Genomic DNA, 20,457 nt, shown 5'->3' with positions numbered 1-20,457 from the left:
GATCTCAGCCGGCTTCAGGTTGGAATGCAGCGACCGAAGACGTGCTCTCCGGCTGGTTTCTGTAGGGCTGGTTCCTGTAGGCAAGCAGCAACACCACGATGATCGTCATGTCCGGCGTTTTTGACGAAAGCGCGTTGTTTGACAGCGCGGCAAGCAAGAACGTTATAGTGCCGATCCATGCCGGCAGCGGCGCCCCGCGCAGCAGCCGGAAGACGAACCAGAATATCAGCGCTGTAAACAGCAGGGCTATGGGCAGGCCGAAGAGCAAGATAATTACCACCGGCGCGCTTTCGATGTAGGGCAGATGCAGCTTCTGCCTGACGATCGCCAGCAGGTCGTCAACGTTCATGCCGAACAGGATGTCGTTCCAGCTGACCAGTCCGAACACCTGGTAAATGGTCACCCGGGCCATGAAGTTTTCGTCGAAGATGGTGTTGCTGAACCGATTCAGCAGACCGCCCGCAAACAGTACAGCCACGAGCACCGCGCCACCGGCGACGGTGAACATCAGTACGACAAATTTGGCCTGCCGCTCATATTTGAGCGACAGGCCCGGCCAAGGCACGAACAGCAGCAGAATGAGGATTTCTGCGGTTGCGAGCATCAGCGCGGCGCGAGCGCCCGATGCAGCGCAACCGATGAACAACAGGAAGATCGCCATCACCCGCGCCCATATGCGCCAGTGCGTCAGCGGCACGAATCCAATGCTTGTGGCGCAGAGCGCGCCCAGTGCCAGCGGATGGGCCGACAGGCCAGTTGGCCTGAATTGCAGTTCGTTCAACCCATAGGGCAACAGCCGATGTTGAGTCACCGCCTCGATGGTGCCGATGACAGCGCTCAGGATCGCCATTCCAAGCACGACGTCTCCCAGCGCCCGCCGCACCTCTGCATTCAATGCCAGCATCAACAGACCTATGGCGCCGGCTACCAGATAGGTATCGATGATGAAGCCGGAGGAGCCCGCACGGCCGGTAACGAACAGATAGGGCACCAGCGCGAACATCAGCACCGAATAGCGGATCAACGCCTTGAATATTCCAATTTCATCGCCGTGCAGCAGAAACGGTCGGCTGAAAAGAACGATAGGAAGCAGCAGGATGATCGCATAGGTGCCGAAATGCAGCTTTTCGTAGAACGAGCCTCCCTGGGCCGTATAGTCGACGACCATGTTCATCACCTGCGGCGACACCGTAAAGCGAAGCAGGAGCGCGAACGCCGCGCACAGGAAGAACAGCAGCGACAGCGCGTTCTGACGGCGCGCTCGGCTGGACAACACCCGTTCCGAAGCGGCAGCGGGATAGCTCATGGCCCATCCAAATGGCGATATTCGAACGGCATTCTGGGCAACGAAATCCCTTCAACGTCCGCCGGACGGACGGGGTGTACGAACAGTAAAATGCGCCAACTTGGAAAATAAGATGTTAACGATGTTTCTGTAGAGCAGGCCAAGCGTAATGATTTAACAAGGGTTGTCACCATGTCTGCCGGTTCCGGCACACCCCCTATCTCCGCGACGGCTTCCAACAACAGTGCATTCGAGCGTATCGCCAATGCACGGCGCAGGGCATTGCTGCAGCAGCATGGCCCATTCGCGGCGCTAAGCTCCGCGCCGGTGACGCCGCAACCTCCAGAGCCGGTCGCGACGGTGACCCTGGACAAGATCGGCGATTTTCTCGAGCTCGATTTTCGACGCCTGTTCGTATGGCTGCGGGCCGGCCTCGCCCTGGCGTTCATGCTGGCGGTAATCGGCGGCATTGTTGGCGGCGCCTATGCATTGCTGAGCAAGCAGCGTTACACCGTCACGACCGAGGTCCTCATCAACCCATCCAATTTGCAGGTTGTGGAAAACGACCTCTACTCGCAACCGGGCCAGGTCGATAGCCAGCTGCTCAGCACGCGCAGCAAGCAGCGCATCCTGACCTCGGGCAACGTGCTTTCCCGTGTGGTGGACGAACTGAATCTGACTCACGATCCAGAATTTTTCGATCCGGACCTGAGCACATCCTCGTCTGGCGCTGCGGCGAAGCCGGACCCGAGGCTTATCGCTCTGAAGAACCTGGCGGACCGGGTAGACGCTATCGCGGACCCGACCTCGTTTGTCACAACCCTCTCGGTATCTGCGGAAACCACCGCCAAGGCGATCCTGATCTCGCAGGCCATAGTCAAAAACTTCCAGGAAGAACTGGCCAAGGCCGAAGCTGCCGGTGCCAGCCGTGCCGCGGCTGCCCTTGACAGCCGGCTTGGCCAACTCAAGAGTGACGTGCAGACTGCCGAAGAGAAGGTCGAGAGCTACAGGCGCAGCCACAACCTGTCGTCCAGCAATGGCCAGCTCGTCAGTTCGCAGACGCTGACGCAGCTCAACGGCGAAATCGTCGATGCGCAATCGCGCGTGATCGCCGCGCAGGCAAGCTACGACGCCCTGGTTGCCTCCGGTATCAATGGAGCCAATCCCGACCCCACGGTTTCGGAAGCGCTCGCGGCGCTGCGCGACAGGTCAAACAGCCTGCGGCAGCAGATCGACTCACAGTCGATGACCTTCGGCCCGCGCCACCCGACGATTGTCAGGCTCAGGACAGAACTCGAGACCGTCAACTCGCAACTCCGGGCCGAATTCTCCCGCACCGTCGGCACGGCAAAGTCCAGCCTGGACAAGGCCAGGGCCTCGTTGGCTTCTCTCAACGCCAGGATGAACGATCTGAAGAGCAACGTTTTCACCGACAGCGAGTCCGAAGTCGCCCTGCGTGAGCTTGAACGCGATGCCGCCTCCAAGAGAGCGGTCTATGAGAGCTTCCTGTCCCGTGCGCGCCAAATCAGCGAGCGCGAGCAGATCGACACCACAAACGTACAGGTGATTTCGACCGCGGTGCCGCCGCCAGGGCGCTCATGGCCACCGCGCCCTGCCCTGGTGGCAGGCGCAGGAGCGTTCGCAGGCTTTGCCCTGGGCATGCTGCTGGCCATCGGCATGGGCATCATCCGCGACATGCGCCGGCCGCCGAACCGATCAGGCCTTGCCGCCAGCCGAGCCTGAAGCACAGGGCATGGCGAAGCGCATCGTTTTCCACATCGCCAGCCTGAGGGGCGGCGGCGCCGAACGTGTCTTCGTCCTGATGGCAAATGAACTGGCGTCGCGTGGCCACGAGGTCACGCTTTTTACCTGGAACGCGGAAGGCCCTAACGCCGCGCTGCGTTCCGCTGCCGTGCATCTGGTCGACTTCGGCCTTCTCTTGCGCGGCGAGGGTTACGCCAAGTCGGCGACGCTGAAAGGCATCGTGCGAAGCGCAAATTTGTTCCGCCGCCTTGATCCTGATGCGGTCTACAGTGCCCCGGAATTCGCCAATCTGGTGATGGCGCTGTCACTCATGTTGGCCAGAAGCCGGGCAAAATTCTTTCCAAGCTTCCACGCCGCCGCCTCGCTGCCTGCCAGCGGCTTCGGCGCAAGGCTGGCGATCTGGCTTTCCGCACTGGTTGCAGCGCGCGCAACCAAAGCCATCGCCGTTTCGGCGGGTGTCGGCCGTGACATCACCGCCCGCGGCTTCCCCGAATCCAAGGTCGTCGTCATCAACAATCCGCTGCCGCCGGCTGAAGCACCGCAGGGGAATTCCTATGCCTGGCAGGCAGCGTTGGCGGCGATGGGCGATGGCCCGGTCATCGCCACCGCCGGGCGCCTCGTGCCGGTCAAGGATCACCGGACTTTGCTGCGGGCCTTCGCTGCCCTGCGCGCCGGCCGCCCTGCCCGGCTTGTCGTCTTCGGCGAAGGTCCGATGACTGGCGAATTGCACGCCTATGCCGAGCAGATCGGCATTGGCCAGGACGTACTCTTTGCCGGCTACGTCAACGATCCCGCAGCCTGTTATGCCGCAGCCGATCTGTTCGTCCTTACATCCACCAGCGAGGGCTTTGGCAACGTCTTGGTCGAGGCCATGGCTGCTGGTGTCCCCGTAATCTCCACCGATGCTCCGCATGGCCCGCGCGAGATACTCGGTGACGGCCGTTTCGGCACCTTGGTGCCGGTCGGTGACGCCGCAGCCCTGACGGAGGCGATGGCCGAGATGCTGGACCACCCCACCCCTGCTGCCGTGCTGAAAAGCAGGGCGGCGGATTTCACCGTCGACAAGATTGGCGATCAGTACGAAGCCTTGCTCTAGTTGTCGCGCACGGCAGCAGGGTCGCGGTTGGATGCGATCGACGTGGTCGGGCTTTGATTGCCGTAATCTCTTCACGGGCTGGGGCGCAACGATTCATCGTGAGGCGTTCCGTCGTTCCTTGAGTTGTTGGGCGAGGAAATCCTTGACCGAATCGAGAACCGCGTCCCGTTCATGAGATACGCCTGGCAGCAAATCGAAGCGCACGCGCGCACCCGCTGCCTCGAACGATCGACACAATGCCATGAGGCGTTCCGGCCGTGTTCGCCCCGCATCGTTGGCGCCCGGCATCCAATGGGCGCTGCCTTGGACATGAGTGATTTCCCAAGTCTCCAGGTCGGCGTCGCCGACGATCATCTGGAAAGGCACTTTTGCCAGCGCTGTGGCATCGAAGGTGATGCCGAACTTCTCCGGCAGATCACGAATGCCCACCCACCAGTCACGCGTCGGATCGAGCAAGGTCACCGAGCCTGGCGCGCCGATTGAGGCCGCCCAGAGCCTGTCGGGATGCAGGATAGCAAAACGATGCGTGAAATGCCCGCCGCCGGAAAATCCGAACATGGCAAAGCGGCTCCAATCCTGACTGTATTTGGCGCTGACCTCCTCAACCATGGCGAGCAGCACCTGATCGTAGCGTATGTTGCCCTCGAGGATATACTTGTACCCGCTGCGGGCATCATCCCCGAGAACGCCGATTGGAAACAGCGGACACAAAATGGCGCAGCCGTTCCAGCGTCCGAACTCGGAAAACGCGTCGCGGAATCCAAGAAAAGAGGTGCGGCCGGTGCCATGGATGGCGACCATCAGATCGACTTTGGCCCCTTCCCCAACCGCGGGAGGCACATGCAGGCAATAGTGAAAGCGCGGGTCTGATTTGGAAGCAAAGATGGCCGTCGCGCCAAGATCATAGGTAGCACGACCGCGATCCGCGACCGACTTCTTGGCAATGGTAGTCAAGTCGACGACTCCTTAGTAGGCTCGGCGTTCATGGCAATCGTATACCGGTCGGCCGACCTAGTGAACTGGAGACGCCTCCAGGCAGCCACGAGGAGAGCCTCGTCGTGCATCGGAAGCAAGGCGCCGGCGGGGCGATCGGAGGCAAAAAGAATGCCTCCCCCAACGCCCCGGGAAGCCGCCATTAACTTTTCGTTAACCATGCCGGGCTAGCCTTAACCAATCAGTAAGGACTCGCCTCTGTGACCTGCGTCGCTCCTATCCAAAACAAGTCCATACGCTTTCGAGCGCGCTCGTTTGTAGCCTTCACCCTCACCCCTGAGGCCCCTTTAGGGGAATGGCTGCAAAGCCTCGATCACTGGACCGAAAACTCTCCCGGCTTCTTTGCCGGCCGTCCGGTCGTGCTCGATCTGACTATGCTCAAGCCCGAGGTGGGCGAGATGCGGGATCTGGTCTCCCAGCTCGCGGAGCGCGGGATTCGCATCTACGCGATCGAGGCCGATGGCAACGTTGCTCTCGACGCCGATCTGCCGCCGCTCCTCGTTGGCGCCAAGGAGGCCACCGCTGACGCGCTTTACGTGCAGCCGGACCCGAAGGCCGCCGCTGAGGCCAAGACGGAAGAGCCGCAGGCGCCGAACTCATTGATGATCAAGGCACCGATCCGCTCCGGCCAGTCGATCTTTCATCCCGATGGCGATGTGGTCATTGTCGGCTCCGTCAGTTCCGGATCCGAGATCATCGCCGGAGGATCGATTCACGTCTACGGCACGCTGCGTGGACGTGCGTTCGCCGGCGCCACGGGAAATTCCGCGGCTCGCATCTTTTGCCGGAAAAACGAAGCCGAACTGCTGGCGGTGGACGGCTGGTACCGCACCGCCGAGGAGATGGACGCCTCCTCGCGAGGAAGGCCGGTACAGGCCTTTCTCGAGGACGGCGCACTTTGCGTCGCACCGCTCAACTAACAACATTGGAGGCACAAATATGGGCAAGGTAGTGGTTGTCACATCCGGCAAAGGGGGTGTCGGCAAGACGACCTCGACGGCCGCTCTCGGCGCCGCGGTCGCGAAAACCGGCAAGCGGGTGGCCCTCGTCGATTTCGACGTCGGCCTGCGCAACCTCGATCTGATCATGGGCGCCGAGCGGCGCGTTGTTTTCGATATCGTCAACGTCATTCAGGGAACCGCCAAGCTCTCGCAGGCGCTGATCCGTGACAAGCGACTCGAAACGCTGTTCTTGCTGCCGGCCTCGCAAACGCGCGACAAGGACGCTCTCACCGAGGAAGGCGTCGCCGATGTCATCGACAAGCTGCGCTCGGTTTTCGACTACGTCTTCTGCGACAGCCCCGCCGGCATAGAGCGGGGCGCGCAACTTGCCATGCGCTTTGCCGACGAGGCGGTAATCGTCACCAATCCGGAAGTGAGCTCGGTCCGCGATTCCGATCGCATCATCGGCCTGCTCGACTCCAGGACGATGAAAGCCGAGCAAGGTGAATCGATTGCCAAACACGTGCTCGTCACGCGCTACGATGCTGCGCGCGCCGCCCGCGGCGAGATGCTCAGCATCGATGACGTGCTCGAGATCCTGTCGACGCCCTTGCTGGGAATAATTCCCGAGAGCCAGGACGTGCTGCGCGCATCCAATGTGGGCGCGCCGGTTACGCTCAGCGAAAACACCAACCCCGCCGCACGCGCCTATATCGACGCGGCAAGAAGACTCGAGGGCGAGGACCTGCCGGTCATTCTGCCTTTCGAGCGGAGGGGCCTCCTCGACCGGCTGTTGGGAAGGAGGGCAGCATGAACCTGCTCGATATCTTCAAGCGCCGCGGCAGCGCGCCCGTGGCGCGCGAGCGCTTGCAACTGCTGTTGGCTTACGAGCGCCGCAGCCGCAACCAGCCCGATCTCGTCTCCGTGCTGCGCGAGGAGATCATGGCGGTGATCGCCCGGCATGTTCAGGTCGATCAGGATTTCCTGCAGGTGAGCATGGATCACGGCGAAACGACTTCGAGATTGGAGATCGACATCCAGATCCCCAACAAGGTCGCAATGCCCATGGCCGCGGCGTTCTAGCGGAATCCTTCAGTCAGGGCTTGCGTCGGCTGCTGCCGAGGTTGCGGCATGGTGGTTGGCGTGTTTGACCGGTCGCCACCGCCAAGTCACTCGAGGATAATAACCACTGCCTCACCAAAACCCCGCGGCCGTTTCCAGCCGCGGGGCGCCTTGGGAGGGCCTTTCGAAACCCGTGGTCAGATGTTGGCGAGCAATTCGTTGACGCGACTTTCCATGTCGGCAAGGGCGGTGTCGACGTCCTTCTGGCCGCTGATTGCTGCACTCATCTCTTCGCCGATGATGTCCTGGATCGCAAACTGACGCTGTACGGCGGACGGCAGCGGCTTGCCGAGGTCGGCGACCGCAGAGATCGTGTTGCGATGCGGCAGGGCCTTGAAGGCGTCCGAGGTGATGACGGCCTTATAGGCCGGCAGGTGACCGGTGCGCGACCACTCAAAGTCGTTGTCGGCGAAGAACTTCAGGAATTTGCCGATCGCCGCGATCTGTTCAGGCGTGCGGTCTTTCTGCGACACGGCCCAGGTGTGGCCGTCGGCATATTGCGCGTGGGTGCCGCCAAACAGCTGCGGATACGGATAGACCGCATAGCCGCCCTTGTTGAGCGCCGTACCCTTGGTTTCGGACTGGGCGTTGTAATCGCCGACCACCCAGGTGCCGTTAAGGTGGACGCCACCCTCGCCGGCAAGGAAGGCGTTGATCGAGCCGCCATAATCGAGATCCGTGGTGGTGTAGCCCTTCTCGAAGATCGCCTTGTACATCTCGACGACCTTCTTGGCTTCCGGCGTATTCAACTTCACATGCTTCGGATCCGCAAAGAAATCGGAATCCTGCTGGAAAAGATAAGTGTAGAGGTTGCGTGTGTAGAGTGCAGTCTCATTGGCCAGGTTCTGGACGAAATAAGGCTTGCCCGTCTTCTGCTTGAACTGTTCGGCCTGGGCGAGCAGTTCCTCGGGCGACTTTGGAAAAATCGGCGTGCCGTCGGCATTGACGAGGCCGGCTTGTTTGAAAAGATCCAGGTTGACGTGATAGAGCATCGTCCAGCTGTCGATCGGCAGGCCGTAGATCTTGCCGTCTTTGGTGGCGCCATTGCGCGCCGCGTCGGTGAAGGCGTCGGGTGTCACGCTGACCGACTTCAAGAGATCGTCGAGCGGCATCAACAGGCCCTTCGACTGATAATCCGACAGTACGGATTCATGGATCGTGACGATGTCCGGAGCGTCGCCTGAAGCGAACTGCGCGGTCAGCTGATCATAGCCGGGCCATTCCACGGTGGTGACGTTGACATGGACATCGGGATTGTCGGCGTTGAACTTGTTGATCAGCGAGGTGATGATGCCGCATTCGCCAACGGCCTTGGTGGGATCGGTGTTGGTGCCGAAATCGGCATCGCAGGCGCCGAAAAAGCGCTGCACGCTCAGTTCCGTGGCCGCGAAGCTTGGACTTGCGAGCATCATTGCGCCCGCAGAGACTGCGGCAAACAGTATTTTCTTCAGTTTCATATCAGTTCCTCCTACTGAGTTTCCGCCGCTCCACCCTGGATTGGCTTTCGTGCTTCAATTGCTGCGCATTCCCCCCGGCCGTCAGGCAATCTTCGTTATCTCACAGCAGCGCCGGAGACCGCCGTGACGATGTATTTCTGGAAGAACAGGTAGACGATCAGGATCGGTGCACCGGCAAACACCGCCTGTGCCATCAGGAAGCCGATGCCTTCGGACTGGGCGAAATTGGTCTGGGTCGAGGCCATGCCGACCGTCAGCGTGAGAATGTCCTTCCTCGTCGCCGAAATCAGCGGCCAGAAGTAGTCGTTCCACGCGCCGAGAAAGGTGAAGATGCCGAGCGTTGCCTGCGCAGGCAGCGTGAGCGGCAGAAGCACCTTCCAGAAAATCCTGAGCCGGCTGGCGTTATCGAGCATGGCGGCTTCGTCCAGTTCCTTCGGGATGGCTTTGAAATACTGGGTCATCAGGAAGACGCCGAACGGAGCTGAAAGGCCCGGCAGAATAAGCCCTTGATAGGTGTTGTGGAACTTCAGCATGCTGAAGATCTGATGACGGGCGACGAGCACGGCCTGTTCCGGGACCGCCAGGCCGAACAGCACAATCACGAACAGCACGTCTCGGCCGGGGAAATTCAGCCGTGCAAAGCCGTAGCCGGCGAGCGACGACAGGATCAACGTGCCGAGCGTCAATCCGCCCGAGACGATGATGCTGTTGCGCACCCAGATGAACACCGACGAGGTGCCGACGGTGTTGATGTAGTTCTTCAGCGTATAGGGCGCGTGAAACACCGAATTCGGATCGGCCATCAGCTCCGTATTGTCCTTGAGCGACAGGCCGATCACCCACAGAACCGGCGCGATCATGACGATCGAAAGCAGGATGACGAGGGCTAATAGCACATGGTCGCCAAATGCCCGTCCCTTGATGGAAGTGGCTGGAGCGCTCATGCTTGGTCTCCCCTGCTGCGTGTCACCAGGTACTGGGCCATGGCCGCGATCAGGATGAGGATGAACAGGATTTCCGATGCCGCGGCACCCAGGCCGAGATCCCAGCGACGGAATGCGGTATCGTAGATGTAGAGCACGATCGGCTTGGTCAGGTTGTTCGGACCGCCGCGCGTCATCAGCCAGGCTTGGCCGAACAGCTGGAATTGCAGCACGATCTGGATGATGATCACCAGGATGAAGGTGCGCTTGATCGACGGCAGCGTGATCGAGCGTAGCGTCTGCCAGCGATTGGCATTGTCCAGGGCTGCCGCCTCGTAAATATCCTGCGGAATCTGCTGGAGCGCCGAGAGAAAGAGCATCATCGGCAGGCCGATGCACCACCAGATGGTGGCAATGGCGATGCCGACCATGGCCAGATTGGGATCGGAAATGAAGGCCGGGGCCGTTGCGCCGAACCATCCGTAGATCGTCGACAACAGGCCGACATTCGGAATGAAGACGATGCGCCAGATCAGCGTGACGATGGTGACCGACAGCACCGAGGAGGAAAAGAACAGCGTCCGCAAAACCGCGGCAGTGCGCGTGCGGCGGTTGAGGCAAAGCGCCAGGAAAAGGCCGATCAGCGCCAGCGTCGGCACCGTCAGAAGCACGAAGTAGAAGGTGTTCCAGATCGATTGCAGGAAGACCTTGTCGTGATACAGCCTGGCGTAATTGCCGAGACCGACAAAATTTCCGGACGAGAACGTGTCGGCCTTGTGGAAACTCAGCCACATCCCCCAGAGCAGCGGGAAGAGCAGCAGCGTGGTGAAGAAGAACAAGAATGGCGCCACGAAAATGAAGTTTCGCCATTGCGGCGCATAGATGTCGGCGGTTGGGGCTCTGACGCCGACAGCAAGCGTCGCGGTCGGGGACATCGCCAGCCGGTCAGCCATCTCAGGCCTCCCTCGCATGCCAGGCGCGGCCGGTCTCGTTGAACAGATGCGATTTCTGGCCGTCGAAGGCGAGCCCGATTCTGTCGCCGACGGCAACGCGGCTGTTGCCGGAATCCGAGCCGACGATCTGCTGGCCATCGCCCAGCCGCGCGTAGATCAGGGTGCGTTCGCCGAGCCGCTCGAGCACATCGACGACGCCGTCGGCATTGCCCTGTCCGGCCGCAACGATGCGCACGTCTTCCGAACGGATGCCGAAAGTGTAGTTGCCGTCGGTCAGTTGGCTGGAGGCGATCTCGGTCTGCACCGAGACGCCGTCCGCAAACCTGGCCGTGGCGTTCTCGCCGGATTTGTCGAGCGTCGCATCGACGAAGTTCATCGCCGGCGCGCCGACGAAACCCGCGACGAATTTGGTCGCCGGGCGCTCGTAGATCTCCATCGGGGTACCGATCTGGTCGATCTTGCGATTGTTCATGACGACGATGCGGTCGGCCAGCGTCATTGCCTCGACCTGGTCGTGGGTGACGAAGATCATCGTCGATTGCAGCCGCTGGTGAAGCTGGGCAAGCTCGATGCGGGTACGGGTGCGCAACGCCGCATCGAGATTGGAGAGCGGCTCGTCGAACAGAAAGGCCTTCGGCTCCTTGACGATCGCACGGCCGATGGCGACGCGCTGGCGCTGACCGCCCGAGAGCTGGCCCGGCTTGCGATCGAGCAGATGCGGCATTTCCAGGATGCGGGCGGCTTCGTTGATGCGCGCCTCGATGACCTTGCCTGGTACGCCGATATTCGCAAGCCCGAAGGCCATGTTGTCGCGCACCGTCATATGCGGATAAAGCGCATAGGACTGGAACACCATGGCAATGCCGCGCTTGCCCGGCGGCAAATGATCGATGCGCTCGTTATTGATGGCAATCTCGCCGCTATCGACAGCTTCGAGCCCGGCGATCATTCGAAGAAGCGTCGATTTTCCGCAGCCGGACGGTCCCAGGAACACGATGAATTCGCGTGCCCTTATGGAGAGCGACAGATGATCCAGCACGGTCATGGCACCGAACTGTTTGCTCACGTTTCTGATCTCGATATCGGCCGTCACGTCGACGCTCCTCCTCAGCGTTTTCTCGATGATCCGCCTGAACTCAGAGCCTCAAGCGTATGACCTGGTAGGAATAGGCCGGCAGCGACAGGCTCAGCTTGCCGCCGGCGAGCGAGGCTCCCTCACCCTTCCTGGGGCCGACATTGCCAGGGTTTTCGGCCGAATTGACGGCTTTCAGATCGGCGTGTGCCATCACCCGGTGATCGACGATCTCCGCCGCGCCGAAGCCGGTGAGGTCGACCACTGTTTCGATTGCCTCGCTCGAATGGCGGTTGACGGCGAAGAAGGTGACGTGGCCGGTTTGCCTGTCGTGCACGCCGGCAACATCGACATAGGCGACGTCGCCCGCAACGCTGGATTTGTAGGTCGGGCTTTCCACCTTGAGATCCAACGCATTGCCGCGGCCACAGTTAGAAGCAAACAGATAGGGATAAAAAATCGTCTGCCGCCATGCCGGGCCATTCGGAACGGTCATGATCGGCGCGATGACATTGACCAGTTGTGCCAGGCAGGCGATCTTGACGACATCGGAGCGGCGGATGAAGGTGTTGAGGATCAGGCCGACCTGCAGCACATCCTCGAAATTATAGATGTCTTCGAGCAACGGCGGGGCGAACGGCCAGCCGTCGCTGCCGCCGAGTATCTTCCTGTCCTGCTCCTTGGAATGGTACCAGACGTTCCATTCGTCGAACGAGATGTAGACCTGCTTGTTGGAGCGCTTCTTGGCCTTGATATACTCGATGACGCCGGCGACCGAGACAATGTAGCCGTCGAGCTTTTCGCTCATGGCGAGATAGTTCGGAGCGTCGTTGGCTTCGTTGTCGAAATACATGTGCAGCGAGATGTAGTCGACCTCGTTGTAGGTATGGTCGAGAACCGTCGCTTCCCATTCAGGGTAGGTGGGCATCTTGGCATTCGAAGAGCCGCAGACCACCAGCTCGAGTGACTTGGAGAAGGCGCGCATGGCCTTGGCCGTCTCATGCGCCAGGCGGCCATACTCGTCCGCGGTCTTGTGGCCGATCTGCCAGGGGCCATCCATTTCATTGCCGAGGCACCAGAGCTTGACGTCGAAGGGCTCCTTGCGGCCGTTGGCGATGCGCTTGTCGCTCCATTTGCTGCCGCCGGGATGGTTGGCGTACTCGAGAAGGTTGCGGGCTTCGTCGAGGCCGCGCGAGCCGAGATTGACGGCAAGCATCATCTCGGTGTTGGCGCAGGTGCACCAATCGGCAAATTCATGCAGGCCGACTTCGTTGCTTTCCGATGTGTGCCAGGCAAGGTCGAGGCGGACTGGGCGCTGTTCCTTGGGGCCAATGCCGTCTTCCCAATTGTAGGCCGAGACGAAATTGCCGCCGGGATAGCGGACGATCGGAACATTGAGTTCCCTGACGAGATCGATGACGTCCTGACGCATGCCGTTGGCGTCCGCTGTCGGATGGCCGGGCTCATAGATGCCGGTGTAAACTGCCCGCCCCAGATGCTCGATGAAGGATCCGTAGAGCCTCGGATCGATTTCCGAGACAACATAATGCGGATGAGCCGTAACGGCTGCCTTCATGCATTCCTCCCATCGATATCACAAACGATGATTTAAATCATCTTGCCCGATATCAAAGCGGGATTGGCAGCCCTTCGTCAAGCCAAAATACCCAAATGTAGGACAATTAGACGAACGCTTTTGCATAGCAGAAAGCCAACTGGTTGAAATTGCTAAGTTATCTTCAGAACCCGGTTTCATGATATCAACCAGTTTTGATCCTGAGCAGGATGTCCTGATCGTAATTTCCAAAGCCCTTGCCGAAAATGTTGATCCCGCCGGGGCGCTTGGCGTCGTCCTTGACGCCGATACGGATGCGGATTGAATGATGGCTCTTCAGATCGAGTGCGGCGAGGCCGGTTTCGGAAATCCTGAGGCCGTCGACATAGGTGCCGTCATTGGCAATTCGCCAGTTCTTCAACTTGCCGTATTGCGAGCCCTTGAGCTTCCACCAGGAGGGCGTGAAGACGCCGCGCTTGTCGCCGAAATCCCCCGGCGACGTCCAGGTGCCGACGTCGACGCCATTGATTGTCAGCGTAATGTCCGAGGGCCAATCGGCGCTGGTGCCCGGCACTTCCGAGGACAGCTCTATCGCCACTTCGAGTTCGGTGATCTCGGCATTGGCGAGCTTGGCATTGTTGGGGAACTGGTATTCGACAAAACCGCGCGTGAACCATAGCAGACCGGCTTTCATGCGGTCCGGATCGAGGAAAGTGTTGGGAACATCGAGCAGACCGATGATGCCGTCCGGCGAGCAAAGGCCGCAGGGCGCGGTAACCTCGAAGCCGGTGTAAAGCCCGATCGGCATCGACACTTCGATCGCGTCGTTCTTGACCGCACGATATTCGCTCTTGAACACGACGAGCACTTCTTCGGCCGTCGGATAACAGATTTTCTGACTGCCTTTCTTCGCTTTCAGATTCTCGGTGCGGATCAGCCCCGCATCCTCCAGCACCTGGATGTTGGTCGAGACGGTCGACTGCGGCAGCGACAGCACGGCGGCGATTTCGTTGACATTCATCGGCCCCTTCTCATGCAGCAGTTTCAGCATCGAGATACGCGCCGAGGAGGCAAGCCCCTTGAGCACGGCAATGCCGTCCTCAGGTTCAATCACCAGAAAATTGCGACTCATGAAATTGTCCGACCCATGCAAAATCTATATCCGAAATTATCCTGTATATCGGGATATCTGATTTAATCAATGCGCAGGCAGAACCCCGGGCAATTTGTTGAATCCAGCAAGGCCGGTGGTCGCGCGGTGGCCCTGCACAGAATTTGTGCAGGAGCCATATGCAGAGTGGACACCTGAACGCCGATCGCCCAATCTAGTCCGGAGCCGAGCCCGGTGATGGCGGCTTGCACTTAAAGCGGTTGGACGGGTCGTGACCAAAGGGTGGAAATTATACGATCAGCGACTGGCCTGGGTCCTTGTCGCGCCTGTGCTTTTGCTGCTTACCCTGCTTCTGGTGCTGCCGATCGCGATGATGACGGTCTACACGTTCTTCACCTTCGTCACCGCGGGGGTGGAGTCGGCGGTGCTGACCTTCGACAACTGGAAGGAATTCCTCACCGATAGTTACTATCACGGCTTTCTTTGGAAGACCGTTCGCGTCGGCGCCATCACCGCTGTGATTTGCGCGATCCTTGGCTATTTCCCCGCCTATTTCATCTGGGCCACGACTTTCAGGCACAAATGGCTGCTGTTGCTTCTGCTCATCGTGCCGTTCTGGATCAGCTTCACTATCCGGACATTCTCGTGGATCCATATTCTCGGCGAACAGGGGCTGATCAACGTCGTGCTCATCAGGCTGGGGGTTATCAACGAGCCGTTGCCGATGCTCTACACCGAGGGCGCCGTCATCATGGGGCTGCTGCATTTTCTGCTGCCCTATATGATCCTGAACGTCTATGTCAGCCTGGAAAGCATCGACCGCACGCTGATCGCCGCCGCCCGCTCGATGGGCTGCACCAGCGCGCAGGCGTTCCGCGAAGTGACCCTGCCGCTATCGATGCCGGGGCTGGGCGCCGGGCTGCTGCTCTGCTTCGTGCTGGCGGCCGGCTCCTATGTGACGCCGCAGCTGCTCGGCGGAAGCCGCGACGCGCTGTTCGGCAACTTGATCTACGACACCATCATGGGGCAGCTCAACTGGCCGATGGGCGCAACGCTTTCCATCGTCCTGTTCGTCCTGCTCGGCGCGGCCGCGGCCGCTTACAGCCGCTATATGGGCCTGTCGCAGATCATGAAGGGTCTCAGTGCATGAGAGCGGATCATCCCGATCGCGAAGGCAGATGGGCGTGGCGGCTGACCGGCGCGATCACGGTGTGCGTCTATGTCTTCATGTTCGCGCCGATCATCGCCACGGTCGTGCTTTCCTTCAACGCCTCGATGTTCGGCGGCTTTCCCCTCACCGGCTTCAGCCTGCGATGGTATGAGAAGCTGCTCACCAACGAGCCGGTTCTCGACGCCTTCCGGACATCGATGTGGATTGCCCTGGTGACGGCGACGGTGACGACGCTGCTCGGCATCATGGCGGCATTGGCGCTGGTGCGCTTCGAGTTCCGTGGCAAGCAGGCGATCAACACGCTTGTCATTCTTCCCGCGCTGGTCCCCGAAACGATACTCGGCGTCGGCCTGCTGGTCATGATCAAAGCCGTCGACCAGCCGCGCAGTATGACGCTTCTGGTGCTCGGCCACATTCTGCTCACGCTCCCCTACGTGGTGCTGATCGTCCAGGCGCGCATGGTCGGCATTAAACGTTCCTATGAGGAGGCGGCACTGTCGCTCGGAGCGCCGCGTGTGTCGACATTCCGCGAAATCACGCTGCCGCTGCTCATTCCCGCAGTGCTTGCCAGTGTTCTGCTCGCTTTCACCATTTCGTTCGACAACACCTCGGCCAGCCTGTTCTGGCGGCCGGCGGGCGTCGAGACCATGCCGACGCAAATCCTTTCGATGCTGAAGATCTCGATCAGCCCCGAGGTGAACGCGCTCGGAACCGTCATGATCCTTTTGACGGTCGGCATTCCCTTGGCTGGCGGGCTCATCCTGCAAAGCCTCACCTGGTTCAAAGCAGGCAAGTGAAAATGAAAATGGGAGAATGGAAATGAAACTGACAACCACCAAACGACTGGAGAGGCTCAACGAACGCTATGCCAATGGCGACATCAGCCGGCGATCATTCCTGACGCTGACGGCCGCCGCTGCCGCCGCCACCGGGCTTTCCCTGCCCTGGATGGGACGGGCGCTGGCCGCGGTTTCGGAAGTGCGCTTCGACGGATGGGGCGGCGTGGTGCAGGAGGCGATCGACAAGTACGCGTTCCAGCCTTACACCGCCAAGTCCAAGGTCAAGGTCGTCCAGGGCACCTTTGGCGACGAGAACGAGATCATCACCAAGATCAAGACCTCGAAACCAGGCGACTTCCAGATCGTCCATTCTTCCGGCGTCAACTACTACATCAAATACGTCAATGGCGGTTTCAATTCGGAGATCAACGAGGCGAACATTCCAAACATGGCGAATGTGCTGACCGCCATGATCGAGCCGTTCCGCAAGATCACGCCGAAGCTGTCGGCAGTGCCATATGATTACGGCACCACCGGCATCGCCTACAACAACAAGGTCATCTCGCCGGAGGAAGCCAAAGAAAAGGGCGCCAACCTGCTTACCGACACGAAATATGCCGGCAAGATCGGCGGCTACGCCGATATGACGACGCGCGTCTGGTATGCGGCGCTGCAGACGAAACAGGACCCCAACAACATCCAGGATATGGATGCGGTCTGGGCCAAGGTTCGCGAGACCCGCGACCTGGCCAAGAAATTCTGGAGTTCCGGCGCGGAACTCATGGACCTCCTGTCGCGCAACGAGATCGTCGTCACCGACGCCTGGTCAGGACGTGTCGCCGCCCTGCAGCAGCAGGGCCAGCCGATCGGCTATCTCGACCCCGCCGGCTCATACGCATGGATGGAGGACATGCTGGTGCTCAAGGGATCGCCGATGGCCGAATGCGAGGAGCTGATCAATTTCATGCTGGATCCGGCCACGTCGATCGCCGTCGCCGAAGGCCAGAACTATCCGCCATCGCTCGATCCGACCAAGGTGAAGCTGACCGACAAGATCGCCGCGCTTCCGGCCTTCGACCCGACCGGATCGATGAAGTCCCTGACCTTCGCCGATCCGCTCTACTGGGCGAAGAACGAAGACGCCTGGACCAAGCAATGGGACAGGGTGTCGAAAGGTGCATGACGACAACAGCCACGACCAGCCCCGGCCGGCTTCGGCCGGGGCTGCTGGCGACCCGCTCGCGCAGAGCGAGCGGCAGCCGATAGGAAAGCCTGCGGTCGAGTTTCGCGACATCGATATTTTCTACGGCAAGTTCGCCGCCGTGCGCGATTTTTCACTGGCGATCCGCAAGGGTAGTTTCGTCACCTTGCTGGGGCCGTCCGGGTGCGGCAAGACGACGATCCTGCGATCGATCGCGGGCCTGGTCGACATCTCCAGTGGCCAGATCTCGATCGGCGGAAAGCGGGTCGACGACATCCCGATCTACAAGCGCAACATTGGTCTGGTGTTCCAGAACTACGCGCTCTTTCCGCACAAGAACGTCTTCGACAACGTCGCATTCGGCCTGAAATACCGAAACGTGCCGAAACCGGAAATCGTGCGCCGGGTCAAGAAGGCGCTGGATATGGTGCGGCTGCCCGGCAGTGAGACAAAGCTGCCGTCACAGCTCTCGGGCGGCCAGCAGCAACGCATCGCACTGGCCCGCGCCATTGTCTTCGAGCCGGAAGTGCTGCTGCTGGACGAGCCCTTGTCGGCGCTCGACGCCAATATGCGCGAGGACATGCGCGTCGAGATCAAGAAGATCCAGAGGGAGACGGGCATCACCGCTATCTTCGTGACGCACGACCAGGAAGAAGCCTTGTCGATGTCCGACCACATCGTCGTGATGAACGCCGGCCTGATCGAGCAGATCGGCTCCCCCGCTCAGGTCTATGACCGGCCGGCCACCGCATTCGTCGCCAATTTCCTGGGCAAGGCCAACATGCTGCCCGGCAGCGTGACAGTGATGGACGGCAAGATGGCGACGATCGCGCTGGCCAGCGGCCATGTCGTAAAGGCAGCCGCGCCGAAGGCGCTCGCGACCGGCAGCGCGGTCACCGTCGTCGTTCGCCCGCAGAAGCTTACCGTCGGTACCGCCGGTGCTGCCAACAGGCTGGCGGGACGGATCGTCTCGACCTCCTATCTCGGCGGCAATGCGGTCTACGAGATCGACATCGGCGCCGGCACGCTGGTGCGCGCCAACACGCTGATCGATGGCCAGCCGCTGCGTGAAGGCGAAACGGTCGAAGTCTGCTTCGATCCGCTGGGCTGCGTGCTTCTCGATGCGCAAGGCTTACGCATCGCCTAGCGAGGTGGAACTGAGCCGTTCAGTCTTTCGCGTCACCCTTTGGGCCGAGAAACCGCGCATAGACCTCACCGACAATACCGCGCCGGAAAACCAGCACGCAGACCATGAAGGTCAGGCCGGTGGCGATGGTCACCGGAAAACTCGAGGTGGCGAGCGTGTTTTCCAGGCCGACGATCAGACTGGCGCCGATGATCGGCCCGACCATGGTGCCGATGCCGCCGAGGAGCGTCATCAGAATCACCTCGCCCGACATCTGCCAGGTGACGTCGGTGAGCGTGGCAAACTGAAAAACGATCGCCTTGAGCGCGCCGGCCAGCCCGGCCAATGTCGCCGACATGACGAATGCCGCCAGCTTGTAATTGGCAACGGAATAGCCCAGCGAAATGGCCCGGCTCTCGTTTTCCCGGATGGAACGCAGGATCATGCCGAAAGGCGAGTTGATGATGCGCCAGATGGCGAACACGCCGATCAGGAAGACTGCCAGCACGAAATAATAGATGTTCATGGAGACGTTCAGGTCGAGCGTTCCAAGCAACCTGCCGCGCGGCACGCCCTGGATGCCGTCCTCACCTCCGGTGAACGGCGCCTGCACGCAGAAGAAGAAGAACATCTGCGACAGCGCCAGCGTGATCATGGCGAAATAGATGCCTTGCCGGCGGATGGCAAAGAAGCCCATCACAAGGCCGAGCAGCGCGGCTCCCAGGACACCGAGCAGGATGCCCGCTTCCGGCGGCCAGCCCCAGACCTTGACCGCGTATGCTGTGAAATAGGCCGCCCCCCCGAAGAATGTCGCATGGCCGAAGGACAACAGCCCGGTGTAGCCGAGCAGAAGGTTGAACGCGCAGGCAAACAGCGCAAAGCACAGCATCTTCATCAGGAAGATCGGATAGACGAAGAAAGGCGCCACCAGCAGCGCCAGGATGCCGAGCCCCACCAGCGTCCATTCAAGCCATACCGAACTTTTGGCGCGCGTCTCGCGAAGTGAGAGTTCGGCCATCTCAGGCATCCCTTCCGAACAGGCCGGCTGGCCGGACCAGAAGCACGATCGCCATGATGACGAAGACCACCAGATTGGAGGCTTCGGGATAGAAAACCTTGGTCAAGCCTTCGGCGAGGCCAAGCATGTAACCGGTGACGATCGCCCCGAGGATCGATCCCATGCCGCCGACCACGACGACGGCGAAGACGACGATGATGAGGTCAGATCCCATCAGCGGGCTCACCTGATAGATCGGCGCGGCGAGAACCCCCGCAAGCCCGGCAAGAGCGGCGCCGAGGCCGTAGGTGAGGGTCAGCAGCAACGGCACGTTGACGCCGAAAGCCTGCACCAGGCCGGGGTTCTCCGTTGCCGCGCGCAGATAGGAGCCCAGCCTGGTCTTCTCGATAAGCGCCCAGGTGCCGAAACATACGATCATCGAGGCGACCACCACCCAGCCGCGGTAATTAGGCAGGAACATGAAGCCGAGATTGGTTCCCCCGGAGAGCAGCGGCGGCACGGAATAAGGACTTCCCGATACGCCATAGTAGTAACGGAACACCCCTTCGAGCACGAGCGCGAGCCCAAAGGTGAAAAGCAGACCGTAGAGCGGGTCGATGTCGTAAAGCCTCGACAGCGCCAGGCGCTCGACCACGACGCCGAAGCCGCCGACGATCAGCGGCGTCACGATCAGAGCCGGCCAGTAGCCGATGCCGAACCGGGTGAGAAGCAGGTAGCCGATGAAGGCGCCGAGCATATAGAGCGCGCCGTGAGCGAAATTGATGACGCGCAACAGGCCGAATATGACAGCCAGGCCCAGGCTCAACATTGCGTAGAACGAGCCGTTGATGAGGCCGACCAGCAATTGGCCGAGGAATGCCTGAACGGGTATTCCGAAGATCATCGTCATG

General features: G+C 60.6%; 19 protein-coding genes. 9 read left to right on the top strand and 10 right to left on the bottom strand.

Annotated elements, in window-relative coordinates:
* Positions 1–4 precede the first annotated feature (4 nt).
* Positions 5–1,306, bottom strand: a complete 1,302-nt coding sequence (locus tag RQ479_RS31835) for a VpsF family polysaccharide biosynthesis protein (protein ID WP_376703636.1) — start codon at positions 1,304–1,306, stop codon at positions 5–7.
* Between the two features lie 171 nt (positions 1,307–1,477).
* Between RQ479_RS31835 and RQ479_RS31830 the strand changes: the two genes are divergently transcribed.
* Both RQ479_RS31830 and RQ479_RS31825 read left to right on the top strand, forming a co-directional pair.
* The gene (locus tag RQ479_RS31830) at positions 1,478–3,028 is read left to right on the top strand and encodes a GumC family protein (protein ID WP_376703635.1); all 1,551 of its coding nucleotides are present in this window, start codon (positions 1,478–1,480) and stop codon (positions 3,026–3,028) included.
* A gap of 10 nt (positions 3,029–3,038) precedes the next feature.
* The gene (locus RQ479_RS31825) at positions 3,039–4,145 is read left to right on the top strand and encodes a glycosyltransferase (protein WP_376703634.1); all 1,107 of its coding nucleotides are present in this window, start codon (positions 3,039–3,041) and stop codon (positions 4,143–4,145) included.
* A gap of 93 nt (positions 4,146–4,238) precedes the next feature.
* Here RQ479_RS31825 and RQ479_RS31820 read toward each other — a convergent pair whose 3' ends face one another.
* The gene (locus tag RQ479_RS31820) at positions 4,239–5,099 is read right to left on the bottom strand and encodes an alpha/beta hydrolase (protein ID WP_376703633.1); all 861 of its coding nucleotides are present in this window, start codon (positions 5,097–5,099) and stop codon (positions 4,239–4,241) included.
* A 239-nt stretch (positions 5,100–5,338) separates the two neighbouring features.
* Between RQ479_RS31820 and minC the strand changes: the two genes are divergently transcribed.
* The 3 genes from minC to minE are packed head-to-tail and all read left to right on the top strand — an operon-like array spanning position 5,339 to position 7,162.
* Positions 5,339–6,058, top strand: a complete 720-nt coding sequence (gene minC, locus RQ479_RS31815; RefSeq protein WP_376703632.1) for a septum site-determining protein MinC — start codon at positions 5,339–5,341, stop codon at positions 6,056–6,058.
* A 19-nt stretch (positions 6,059–6,077) separates the two neighbouring features.
* On the top strand, positions 6,078–6,893 hold the full coding sequence (gene minD, locus RQ479_RS31810) for a septum site-determining protein MinD (protein ID WP_254819515.1): 816 nt from the start codon (positions 6,078–6,080) through the stop codon (positions 6,891–6,893).
* On the top strand, positions 6,890–7,162 hold the full coding sequence (gene minE / locus RQ479_RS31805) for a cell division topological specificity factor MinE (protein ID WP_023677151.1): 273 nt from the start codon (positions 6,890–6,892) through the stop codon (positions 7,160–7,162). The genes minD and minE overlap by 4 nt, the downstream gene beginning before the upstream one ends.
* A 176-nt stretch (positions 7,163–7,338) precedes the next feature.
* On the opposite strand, the gene RQ479_RS31800 is transcribed toward minE, so the two are convergent.
* From RQ479_RS31800 to RQ479_RS31775, 6 genes are all read right to left on the bottom strand, one after another.
* Entirely contained in the window at positions 7,339–8,658 is a 1,320-nt protein-coding gene (locus tag RQ479_RS31800) for an ABC transporter substrate-binding protein (RefSeq protein WP_376703631.1), read from the bottom strand.
* 95 nt (positions 8,659–8,753) lie between these two features.
* On the bottom strand, positions 8,754–9,602 hold the full coding sequence (locus tag RQ479_RS31795) for a carbohydrate ABC transporter permease (protein WP_376703630.1): 849 nt from the start codon (positions 9,600–9,602) through the stop codon (positions 8,754–8,756).
* Positions 9,599–10,516 carry a carbohydrate ABC transporter permease gene (locus RQ479_RS31790; RefSeq protein WP_376706059.1) on the bottom strand — a complete coding sequence of 306 codons (918 nt, stop codon included), beginning with the start codon at positions 10,514–10,516 and terminating at the stop codon, positions 9,599–9,601. Before RQ479_RS31790 ends, RQ479_RS31795 begins: the two co-directional genes overlap by 4 nt.
* A gap of 19 nt (positions 10,517–10,535) precedes the next feature.
* Positions 10,536–11,627, bottom strand: coding sequence for an ABC transporter ATP-binding protein (locus RQ479_RS31785; protein ID WP_376703629.1), 1,092 nt, complete (start codon positions 11,625–11,627; stop codon positions 10,536–10,538).
* Between the two features lie 43 nt (positions 11,628–11,670).
* On the bottom strand, positions 11,671–13,182 hold the full coding sequence (locus tag RQ479_RS31780) for an alpha-N-arabinofuranosidase (protein WP_376703628.1): 1,512 nt from the start codon (positions 13,180–13,182) through the stop codon (positions 11,671–11,673).
* A gap of 184 nt (positions 13,183–13,366) precedes the next feature.
* A complete protein-coding gene (locus tag RQ479_RS31775) occupies positions 13,367–14,293 on the bottom strand; it encodes an ArsR/SmtB family transcription factor (RefSeq protein WP_376703627.1) in 927 nt (308 codons plus the stop codon).
* Between the two features lie 250 nt (positions 14,294–14,543).
* On the opposite strand from RQ479_RS31775, the gene RQ479_RS31770 reads away from it, so the two are divergent.
* Genes RQ479_RS31770 through RQ479_RS31755 form a run of 4 tightly spaced genes read left to right on the top strand, consistent with a single transcriptional unit; the run spans position 14,544 to position 18,570 of the window.
* On the top strand, positions 14,544–15,422 hold the full coding sequence (locus RQ479_RS31770; protein WP_376703626.1) for an ABC transporter permease: 879 nt from the start codon (positions 14,544–14,546) through the stop codon (positions 15,420–15,422).
* Positions 15,419–16,240 carry an ABC transporter permease gene (locus RQ479_RS31765; RefSeq protein ID WP_352467122.1) on the top strand — a complete coding sequence of 274 codons (822 nt, stop codon included), beginning with the start codon at positions 15,419–15,421 and terminating at the stop codon, positions 16,238–16,240. The genes RQ479_RS31770 and RQ479_RS31765 overlap by 4 nt, the downstream gene beginning before the upstream one ends.
* Before the next feature lie 22 nt (positions 16,241–16,262).
* A complete protein-coding gene (locus RQ479_RS31760) occupies positions 16,263–17,405 on the top strand; it encodes an extracellular solute-binding protein (protein WP_376703625.1) in 1,143 nt (380 codons plus the stop codon).
* Entirely contained in the window at positions 17,398–18,570 is a 1,173-nt protein-coding gene (locus tag RQ479_RS31755) for an ABC transporter ATP-binding protein (RefSeq protein WP_376703624.1), read from the top strand. The genes RQ479_RS31760 and RQ479_RS31755 overlap by 8 nt, the downstream gene beginning before the upstream one ends.
* A gap of 19 nt (positions 18,571–18,589) precedes the next feature.
* Here the strand turns inward: RQ479_RS31755 and RQ479_RS31750 are convergent, their stop codons facing one another.
* Together RQ479_RS31750 and RQ479_RS31745 are read right to left on the bottom strand one after the other, a co-directional pair.
* Complete coding sequence (locus tag RQ479_RS31750) at positions 18,590–19,567, bottom strand: branched-chain amino acid ABC transporter permease (protein ID WP_376703623.1); 978 nt, start codon at positions 19,565–19,567, stop codon at positions 18,590–18,592.
* A 1-nt stretch (position 19,568) separates the two neighbouring features.
* On the bottom strand, positions 19,569–20,456 hold the full coding sequence (locus RQ479_RS31745) for a branched-chain amino acid ABC transporter permease (protein ID WP_376703622.1): 888 nt from the start codon (positions 20,454–20,456) through the stop codon (positions 19,569–19,571).
* Position 20,457 lies beyond the last annotated feature (1 nt).

Source organism: Mesorhizobium sp. ISC25 (assembly GCF_042295465.1).
Taxonomy (GTDB): Bacteria; Pseudomonadota; Alphaproteobacteria; order Rhizobiales; family Rhizobiaceae; genus Mesorhizobium.
This window is presented reverse-complemented; position numbering and strand designations above follow the sequence as displayed.